Origin of the sequence: Pseudomonas sp. GXM4 (assembly GCF_008923895.1) — a bacterium.
In the GTDB taxonomy this organism is placed as follows: domain Bacteria; phylum Pseudomonadota; class Gammaproteobacteria; order Pseudomonadales; family Pseudomonadaceae; genus Aquipseudomonas; species Aquipseudomonas atacamensis.
In genome coordinates this window covers 1-8,446 of record NZ_WBRZ01000237.1, presented here as the reverse complement: position 1 = coordinate 8,446, position 8,446 = coordinate 1, and the positions used below count along the sequence as shown (strand labels likewise).

At 54.3% G+C, this 8,446-nt stretch carries 12 protein-coding genes; 4 read left to right on the top strand and 8 right to left on the bottom strand.

All coding sequences use genetic code 11. The annotated features are described in order from the left end of the window. Positions 1-284 precede the first annotated feature (284 nt). Positions 285-539 carry an ogr/Delta-like zinc finger family protein gene (locus F8N49_RS22215; RefSeq protein WP_151552596.1) on the top strand — a complete coding sequence of 85 codons (255 nt, stop codon included), beginning with the start codon at positions 285-287 and terminating at the stop codon, positions 537-539. A 32-nt stretch (positions 540-571) separates the two neighbouring features. Here F8N49_RS22215 and F8N49_RS22210 read toward each other — a convergent pair whose 3' ends face one another. The 8 genes from F8N49_RS22210 to F8N49_RS22180 all read right to left on the bottom strand — a co-directional run bounded on the left by F8N49_RS22210 (position 572) and on the right by F8N49_RS22180 (position 6,222). Further along, on the bottom strand, positions 572-955 hold the full coding sequence (locus F8N49_RS22210; RefSeq protein ID WP_071173786.1) for a DUF6124 family protein: 384 nt from the start codon (positions 953-955) through the stop codon (positions 572-574). 444 nt (positions 956-1,399) lie between these two features. Continuing rightward, the gene (locus F8N49_RS22205; RefSeq protein ID WP_071173785.1) at positions 1,400-1,636 is read right to left on the bottom strand and encodes a hypothetical protein; all 237 of its coding nucleotides are present in this window, start codon (positions 1,634-1,636) and stop codon (positions 1,400-1,402) included. Positions 1,637-1,891: 255 nt separating this feature from the next. After that, on the bottom strand, positions 1,892-2,269 hold the full coding sequence (locus tag F8N49_RS22200) for a hypothetical protein (protein ID WP_151552594.1): 378 nt from the start codon (positions 2,267-2,269) through the stop codon (positions 1,892-1,894). 25 nt (positions 2,270-2,294) lie between these two features. Beyond that, on the bottom strand, positions 2,295-2,546 hold the full coding sequence (locus tag F8N49_RS22195; protein WP_151552592.1) for a hypothetical protein: 252 nt from the start codon (positions 2,544-2,546) through the stop codon (positions 2,295-2,297). 174 nt (positions 2,547-2,720) lie between these two features. Further along, positions 2,721-2,852 carry a hypothetical protein gene (locus F8N49_RS28360; RefSeq protein WP_256675493.1) on the bottom strand — a complete coding sequence of 44 codons (132 nt, stop codon included), beginning with the start codon at positions 2,850-2,852 and terminating at the stop codon, positions 2,721-2,723. Between the two features lie 141 nt (positions 2,853-2,993). After that, positions 2,994-3,317 carry a hypothetical protein gene (locus F8N49_RS22190; RefSeq protein ID WP_151552590.1) on the bottom strand — a complete coding sequence of 108 codons (324 nt, stop codon included), beginning with the start codon at positions 3,315-3,317 and terminating at the stop codon, positions 2,994-2,996. After that, positions 3,317-5,995 carry a toprim domain-containing protein gene (locus tag F8N49_RS22185; RefSeq protein ID WP_151552588.1) on the bottom strand — a complete coding sequence of 893 codons (2,679 nt, stop codon included), beginning with the start codon at positions 5,993-5,995 and terminating at the stop codon, positions 3,317-3,319. Before F8N49_RS22185 ends, F8N49_RS22190 begins: the two co-directional genes overlap by 1 nt. Continuing rightward, on the bottom strand, positions 5,995-6,222 hold the full coding sequence (locus F8N49_RS22180) for a hypothetical protein (protein ID WP_071173780.1): 228 nt from the start codon (positions 6,220-6,222) through the stop codon (positions 5,995-5,997). Before F8N49_RS22180 ends, F8N49_RS22185 begins: the two co-directional genes overlap by 1 nt. 79 nt (positions 6,223-6,301) lie before the next feature. Here F8N49_RS22180 and F8N49_RS22175 point away from each other — a divergent pair, with 79 nt between their 5' ends. From F8N49_RS22175 to F8N49_RS27955, 3 genes are all read left to right on the top strand, one after another. Next, positions 6,302-6,550 carry a DNA-binding transcriptional regulator gene (locus F8N49_RS22175; protein WP_256205837.1) on the top strand — a complete coding sequence of 83 codons (249 nt, stop codon included), beginning with the start codon at positions 6,302-6,304 and terminating at the stop codon, positions 6,548-6,550. Between the two features lie 3 nt (positions 6,551-6,553). Beyond that, on the top strand, positions 6,554-7,582 hold the full coding sequence (locus tag F8N49_RS22170; RefSeq protein ID WP_151552586.1) for a tyrosine-type recombinase/integrase: 1,029 nt from the start codon (positions 6,554-6,556) through the stop codon (positions 7,580-7,582). 22 nt (positions 7,583-7,604) lie between these two features. Continuing rightward, positions 7,605-8,446 (top strand): hypothetical protein (locus F8N49_RS27955; protein WP_218574902.1); only part of this gene is annotated, 842 nt, incomplete at its 3' end.

The window sequence follows — 8,446 nt, the reverse complement described above, 5'->3', positions numbered from 1 at the left end:
AAACAGCTTTGAATACCATGGTGCATAATGTCTATTATTCAAGGCCTGAGATCCAATCTAAAGCTGCGGTGGAAAGGTTTAATTATTTCAGATCGGTTATGCGAGGCCCTAATAGTTTGTTGCGCTGATTTAAGCGGGGTCACCTAGTTGACCCCATTCTGTGTACCCGCCGCTATCGTAATTGTTAAAAGTTGACTCTATTTTCAGTGATTGGAATTGGTGGAAATCTACATGCTGTGATCAATGGTAGTGATATAGTGGCGGGTCTCTAAAGGAGTAATCTAATGCGTGTTTATTGTAGTGTTTGCGCAAGTAAAGGGCGGATTAGTTTGCGCGATGAACTTTCTTTGGAGTTTGCTCGGTTATATTGTCAATGCTCATCGGTGAAATGTGGGCATACGTGGGTTGCGAATTTGACTTTTTCTCATACGCTCAGTCCGTCTGCACAAACGGTTGATCGACTTCTGTTCGATCGTCTGCGAGCGCTTACTCCCGACAAGCAGCGTGACCTATTCGATCAGCTAGGCTCATTGCGGTAAGGGCGAGACGGCACGTCTCGCCCTGCTTCTCGCTACTCGGTCGGTACCAGTTTATCCAGCACTTGATTAACCGCTAGCTCTGCCACCATGACGACTTGTGCGATGCCCTGCAGGGTTTTGCGGCGCGAGCCTTCAAACATGCTGGCGAACTCATTGAGCATCACGGTTGCCGACCCCAAGGTTTCACAAGCGTCCACCAATAAGGATTCGGTGTCCGATGCTGGGTTGACCATGTATAGACGGTTGGGTTGATACGGCGTGGCCATGTTTTCAGCTGTCGGTGGACCTAGATAATGGTCGAGGGCGCGTTCAGCTGCGTCGTTAAGCTTTTTCGAATCGAGGGAGGCGTACGGAGACGTTGGAGGTGTGGGAGATGCCGTGTCTTTGACCGGCGGGTTTGGCGTTACTTTGAACATGATGAGCTTGCCTCTTATAAGGCCGCATCCCTTCAGCCGCTAAGCAGAAGGGTGGCGGCTATGCGCAAGTTAGCGGACCGGTAAGCTCTCCAAACCCGGCGCACCCGAAGGTGCCATGCGCACAGCCACCATCAAGGCAGGTTTGACCCTGGCTGGATGAGACGTATGCAACCGGAAAGCTACCGAGCCGCTAAGCTCGATCACTGGAGGTCAGTGACAACATCAAATTACGCAGTCAGTCCAAGTCGCACAAGCCGGCGGATTCTGGCGCACGCGTAGGCAAAGGCGCAAGGATTTGTGGGCTGTTGCGCGTAATGCGGCATGGTTTTTAAACGCCTCTGAATGCACATGTGTAATCGCGCAGCGGTAGTTGCTAAACGTTCTGTCGGAGTTGGTTGTGACGCCGCGCCGAGATCACGCGAGCGCCAAGAAGGCGGGGGAAGGTCAGGCGGTACGCCGCAGAGGCTGCGGCGCTTCGGATGATGCTTCGGCTTGGCGGCGAAGCAGGTTTTCGGCATCTTCAAAGGCCTCCATACGGTTCCTCCCGTACTCCGACAAGGCCAGTTTGCTGCGTTGATTCAGTTGAACATCGGAGGTGCATAGGTCGATGAACAACGACAGTGAATGCCCACACTCCTCGATTTTTTCGCGTAATTCCAGGGTGTGTTTGTTGTGTGACATCACTTGACTCCTTGTTCTATATGTTGTCGATCGCGAGTTTATTTATGTGGAAAGTTTAACGTCAACCTGTTTTACAACTAGCCATTTACATCCAGTTAGGAGTTGGGAAAATATCTGTAATAGATAACGAAAATTCCTACGTTGGAATGCTCTAATTCCACCTCATCCAAACGCCCAAAGTTTTTTAAAAATACTAGCGTTGCATCGGACTATCTAAAAAAAGGGGCGCCGAGCGCCCCTCTTCATTTCAATTGGTCACACGTAAGGCATGCTGGCGCAATCGGGTGGATTTAACCGCGCCTCGAGTCTCTCCACGCGTTGCTGTGCCACGCACAGCTCCCGACGTAAATTGTCGTAGTCGGTGGCCAGGACAACGTTTAATCGTTGACCGAACACACAGACGTTGTAGTGCTTGATGCGGATCGGGCGCGCCGGCATCCGGATGATCAGGCAGCCGCTGCCGGTGACGTGAAAATTGTCTTCATTGAGGGGGATCTGCCATCCGCCAATTGAGGTGTCGAGTGTGAGTTCTGTTGGACACATGCCCTGTTGCCGGGCGATTAGGGTGAGGCGGTTGATCAGCCATTGGGCCGTGATCAGGTAGGGTGGTTTGGATGGTTGCTCTACTTGCATGGTGTGGCTCCTTGTTGTCGCATGATTAGCCTTGGTAAAGGCGGGTGGCGGTGTAGATGGGCTGCAGCTGGCGGCGGACTTCAAACAAGCCTTCGTCCCGGCCGGCGACGTCGCTTAAATGAACGATGGTGATGTCGCAAGGGGTGTCGTGTGCGTGTTCACGCCAGTGGTCCGCGGTGGCCAGTTCGGCAAGGCCTTCGGCCGAACAGAACAGAACGAAACTGTCGGACAGGTAGAGCGTTCCCGGCAGGGTGTTGGCGGCGAAATGAATAACCATGGCTACGTTCCTTCAGGCCTTACGAACCAAGTGCGCGACAAAGTCGTATGGCACGCCGGCATAGATGCCTTTGGCTTTCAGTTCGAGCGCGGCTTTGATTTGGAACCGTGTGCAGTCGTCTGCCAGAAAGTGTTTCGCGCCGGCTGTGGCCTGCTGGGTGATTTGGTTGAGGAACTAGGGGGTGGTGAAGTGCTCGCCCACGTGGATGGGGGCCTGTATCCCTTGGCGTTTGAGCTTTGACTGGATGGCCAGAAGCTGTGTGGTTTTGCCGGTGGCTTGTTCGCCGCTGATGATTTGTACGTGCATCGTGTATTCCTTTTTGGGGTGAGTCAGGGCATTGCCTGAAAAAAGTCGCAGGTGCCCGTGCGTTCGCCGGAACAGCCGGAACGCTTGAGCGTTATGGGTGATTGGTGCCCGGTTTACGGGGCTTGCAGCGTGGAGGCCGGTTTAGCCGTCTAGCCGGAACAAAGCAGAACGCGTTTTATCCGCTGCTCGCTGTAGGCCTTGATTTGCAAGGGCTTGCTGGGTGCTGTTGCTAGCGGCTGTGGCGGAACATCGGTAGAACTGCCGCTGCAATGATGTTCCGGTGCGGTCTGGTGTGTTCCGCAGGTCTGAGTGAGTGATGGCCTGTGTATTTCTGTGTTTGTTATCTGTTTTTTTCATTTCTATTTTTATGTTCTGGATGTTCCAGCTTTTCGTTAGCGAATCGCGCATTGGCTGTGAATGGCTGGGCTGCTGCCATGTACACCAAGTGTTTTTCGATTGGCTCATCAGGCTTTGCTCCCCTTGTGGAACACCCAGCAGTTAAGCGCTCGTTTCTCGATGGCCGAACGGACTTTGCGGGTTTCGATAAAGGTGTGTGAGGTGCTCATGGGCAGGGCGCGGTGCAGTTGCGTGGCGTGGATGACTTCCTGACCGGCCACGCGACAGGCGTTGTGGAAGTGCTCGATGTTGATCGCGATGAGGCTTTTGTCGTTGCTGTGGTTGAGGGTTTCTTGAATGACCTCACGTTCGCCGGCGTCATCGGTGTGGGTGACCACGCGCTCGTTGAGGTAGTGATAGATCTGCCAGAAGCGCCCGGCCGTTGGGTTTTCCGTGCTGATGCGCTGCTGGCGGTCGATGGCGCGGGTTTCGATGTGTTTGAAGACCTTGGCCAAGACCTCGTCGCTCCAATCTGGGAACAGCGCTTGGGTGGCTTTAGCGGCGGCCATGAGTTGGGCGTGGCAGAGCACGATGCGTTGGTGCTGGATGGTCGGGTTGGCTTGGAGTTGTTGTTCGTATTGCGGGAATGCGTCGAAGTAGCGCTTTAGCCATTGGGCTTCTTGGCCTAGGCATTGGCGCAGGTAGCCGGCAAGTTGTTCTACGGGCAGGTGATGAAGGCGGGTGGCCAGGGCTTTGAGTGCCGGTGTGTGGTGGGCGCGGGTGGCGTGGAAGTGCGCGATGCGGGTGAGGATGGCTTCGGAGCCTTCGACCGTGGCGTTTTGCGCGATAAGCAGAGCGGCGAGGAAAATAAGGCTGTCTGTGTCGTTGGTCGATGATTTAACGCCTACGGTGCGCAGGGTGGCGTTGTGGTCAAAGAGGGTTTTCCACTTTTCCCAGTTGTATTGGCTGATGACGGCGCGCCCTTGGGCGTCGACCGCTTGGCTGTCGGATTCGATCAGGACCACGGGCAGGTTGCTAACCTTCGACAGCTCGCGTGTCAGGCCGATGGCGCTGGCGCCGTCGTTGTTGGGTTTGATGCCTTCGTAATTGGAGCGGCCGAACAGGCGCCAGAGGAAGCGCAACAGGCTGGATTTGCCCGCGCCGGCTTCACCGGTGAGTTCAAGGAACAGCCACGACTCTTGTTGGCTGCGGATCTGCTGCACGAACAGGCTGGCGGTCCACCACGACAGGGTGACCAAGCCGTTGAGGTGATGGACGGCGTAGAAGTCTGTAAACCATGAGGGATCGAAGTCGGCACCACGGGTGATGGGCAGGGTGTTGAGGGACGATTTGAGCCCGGTTTTGCCGATCTCCAGGTAGCCGTGATCGTTGGCGCTGTATTCGCGGCCGGCGTGGTAACCGAAGGTTGGGTAGCAGTAGGCTTTGCTGGTGGCGTCGTAGCCGACGAAGGGTAAAGCGCGCACGGTGAGGGCGTTGTCGAGCCAGCCGCTGCGCAGCAGGGCGAGCACCTTTTCACCGCCTTCGAAGTTGCCGCCCGGGGTGCGCTCGAGCAGTGACCTGGCGAAGCTGCGCGGGTCACCGATGGCGTTGGGGGCTAGGGGTTCTTTGCAATTTTGCGTGGCGTTGGGGAAGGTGAATTGGAAGAAGAATTGTTGGTCTCCGGTGGTGGCGTCGCGTTGGATGTATTCGAAGTGCGGGACGCAGTTGGCCACTTGTTTGATGACGCAATGTTTGTCGAACAGCGGCCAGTTGCCGTTGACGGTCTCGCCTTCTTCTAAGGCGTTCTTCAGTGCGGTGGTGTCGACTTTGGCCGAGTAGAGGCGGTTGCCGAACTCGAGCAGGTAGAAGCTGCGTTCGCGTTTGATGAACAGCAGGAAGGCTTTTTTGGCCGGGCTGACGGCGACGAACAACCGGCCTTGATAGCAGGCCTCTCGCATGAATTCGTCATTGAGTTGGCCGTCGCGGTAGACGTCGTCCCAGTCGCGATTTGGGCCGGCGAGGGCGACCCAGGCGATTTCGTTTTGGGCTTGTAGTTGGCCGCGATATTTAGCGATGACGGAATGGCCGGCCTGGTCGTCGTCGGGGGCGATGACCCAGCGTACGCGCTTGCCTTTGTGTTCTTCGATGAGGTCCCAGGGGAAGTTGTTGGCCGAGATGGACGCGACGGCTTTGTAGCCGGCGAGAAACAGGGCCACGGCGTGGAAGATGCCTTCAACAACGTAAACGGTGTCGTTGGCGTCGATGGCCATGCCCGGTGGCGCCCAGCACTGAGCCTTGTAGGTCATGCCGCTTTTGATGCCGGCTTTGTCGCCGTCGTTGGCGGCCACCATGGTGCTGTCGATGATGCGTTCCCAGTGGCCATTGGCGAGCGGGAAGCGAACGGTCTCGGCCCATTGGCCGTTTTGTACTTTACGCCGGGCTTGGCTGTACCAGCCTTGCATTTGGCTGATGTCGAAGCCGCGGTTGCGCTGCAGGTAGGCATCGGCCGTGGCGTTGGGGTTGACCTCGGTGCGGGGGAAGCGCTCGCTGAGATTTTCGAAGAGGTGGCGGTAGCGGTCGCGGGTTTTCTCTTCGTATTGGCAGTGGTTGAGGCGGTTGCATTTGAGTTGGTAGGGCTTGGCTTTGGCGATGTAGAGGGTGCGTTGACCGCACTTGGCGCCGGGGCAGATGCCTTTTTCGAGGTATTTGGGGGTGGTGGTTTTGAAGTCGAGTTGGGGGTCGGTTTTTAGGGCGTCGAGGACTTCGGTTAGGTAGAGGTCTTCGAAGGATGCTTTGTGCTGAGCCATCACCTGACACCTGCCTTAGTCGTACCGCGTACGCGCTCTGCTTGCTCGGCAGCTTCAATGGCCAGATGAATCATGTTTACCAGCACGGCGGACTTGGAGCCTGGTTGTTTCGGGCGGGTGAGAAAGTGCCCGAGCTCGATCTCGTTTCTGATGGCTGAGTCTGATTGGCCGGAGCGGCGTACCAGCTCGCTGATGGTGACGTATGGCGTGTCGATGGAGATTTGCAATTGCTGCCCCTTTAACTGATATTTGGTGTGAAAGTACCTAAAGTGGAACTACTATAGGTTCCATAAATGGAACCTGTCAATGGAGGCATTTGTGGATTTGGCAGGAAAAATGAAGGCCATTCGCCGCCAAGAGGGGGTCACTCAGGCCGAGTTTTGCGAGCTGGTCGGGTTGAGCTTGAGCACGTACAAAAAGAACGAAGCATCGATGTTTGAGATGGGGTATGGGCCGCTGTCGAAGATCCTCAATCACCCGCGTTTCATGAAGTACACGCTGTGGTTGATGATCGATCAGGTGGCGCCGGAATGTGGACAGATAAGCCCGGAGTAAAGGATGACAATCAAGCTACTCAAGGATGGTCGCTATAAGGTTGACTGCCGCCCAGAAGGCAGTGAGGGCGGACGGGTGCGCAAGATTTTTCGCACCAAAAATGAGGCTCAGGTTTATGAGCGTCGGATTATGGGGGAGGGGGTAAAGGGGGAGTTCGAGAGGAAGGGCAAAGTCGATACGCGACGGCTGAGAGATTTGGTAGAGCTTTGGTACACGCTGCATGGCCAGAATCTGAAAACGGGCGAGCAGCGCAAGGAGCTACTGCTGGCCATGGTCGAGCGTATGGGCAATCCGAAGGCGTCGATGTTCAGCGCTTCCCATTTTGCTCAGTACCGCGCTGAGCGGGCCGAGGGTAAGCACTCGCGATACACGAAGCAGGGAAAGCCCGGTCGCCCGATCAGCGCGAACATGCTTAACCATGAGTTGGCGTATTTGCGGGCTGTGTTCAATGAGTTGGAGCGGTTGAGTGAGTGGAGTTCACCCAATCCCTTGGCTAACGTTCGTGAGCTGAAGTTTGACGAAGCGGAGATGGCGTATTTGGAAGGTGAGCAGATTGATCTACTGCTGACCCATCTGGCCACGCTTGAGGACGATACGCTGTTGATTTCTGAGGTGTGCTTGGCGACTGGTGCGCGCTGGGGAGAGTCGGAAGCGCTGCAGCCGCGTCAGGTGCGCAATCGGTTGATTCACTACAGTAAGACGAAGTCGAGTAAGAATCGGACGATTCCGATCTCTGAGACGCTTGAGAGGCGGTTGAAGAAGGCGTTGCCGTTCAAACCCTCCTACGATGCTTTTCGGCGTGCGGTGGTTGCGATTGATCTGGATCTGCCCGCGGGGCAGCTGACGCATGTTTTAAGGCATACGTTTGCGAGTCATTACATGATGAATGGCGGAGATATTATTACGCTGCAAAATGTTTTGGGGCATGCGACGCTGGCGATGACGCAGAAGTATGCGCATTTTAGTCCGGGGCATATGGCGGGGGTTGTGGAGTTGAATCCGTTGGCGCGGCTTAGTTTAAATAAGGGGTAATAATATGGTGTCGACTAATGTGTTGTCCGAGTCTCTGGATTTGAGTGAGCGATTGTTAGAGGACTTAGAGATGGGGCGAGCGCTTACTCCTGTGTCAATGAAGGCCGGAAGGTTAGCCAGATTGATGGGGAATTTCGATGTCCACGAAATAATGTTATCCGAAGTAAATGGTTATCCTGAAATAGATAAACAAAAGACTACTGAAGCATGGAGGCTAGCGCGCCTAGCAGGTCGTACGTATAAAATTAAAGTCGATGGCGTCACGAAAGAGTACGGAGAGTTCAAAACAATTGAGCAACTTGAACTTGAGATTGAAGCCCAGAAGGCAAGGTTGCCGGGGTTGAATGGCATAAATCTAAATAACGCAAATAAAATGCTCAAGGATAATGTGAAGACTCTTGCGCAGCGACGTTCTTATATCTATAACTTCGTTTCCTCCGTCTATTTTGAGTTAAAGTTTTCTGCTGTAGCAAGTGATGTTTTTGATCGAGCCCGATTTAAGGTGGATAAAAGTGTTGCTGAATTAATCCCCGATGCGGTGAAAAAATTCTCAGCGGTTTATGATAATTTGCTATCGCAGAATGAAGAAGATTGGTCTAACGCCGTTCATAGTTGTCGTAGAATTCTACAGGATGCCGCAAATGTTCTTTATCCTGCGCGTGAGGATAAAATTATAAATCCGGGGCCCAAGCAGAAAATTATTAAGCTAGGAGAGGATAACTATATCAATCGGCTGGTCGCTTACGTGGAGGATAATTCTACTTCGGAACGATTCGAAGAGATCGTTGGCTCTCATATGAAATACTTGGGTGAACGACTGGATGCAATATTTCAGGCCGCTCAGAAGGGTTCACACAATGTGAT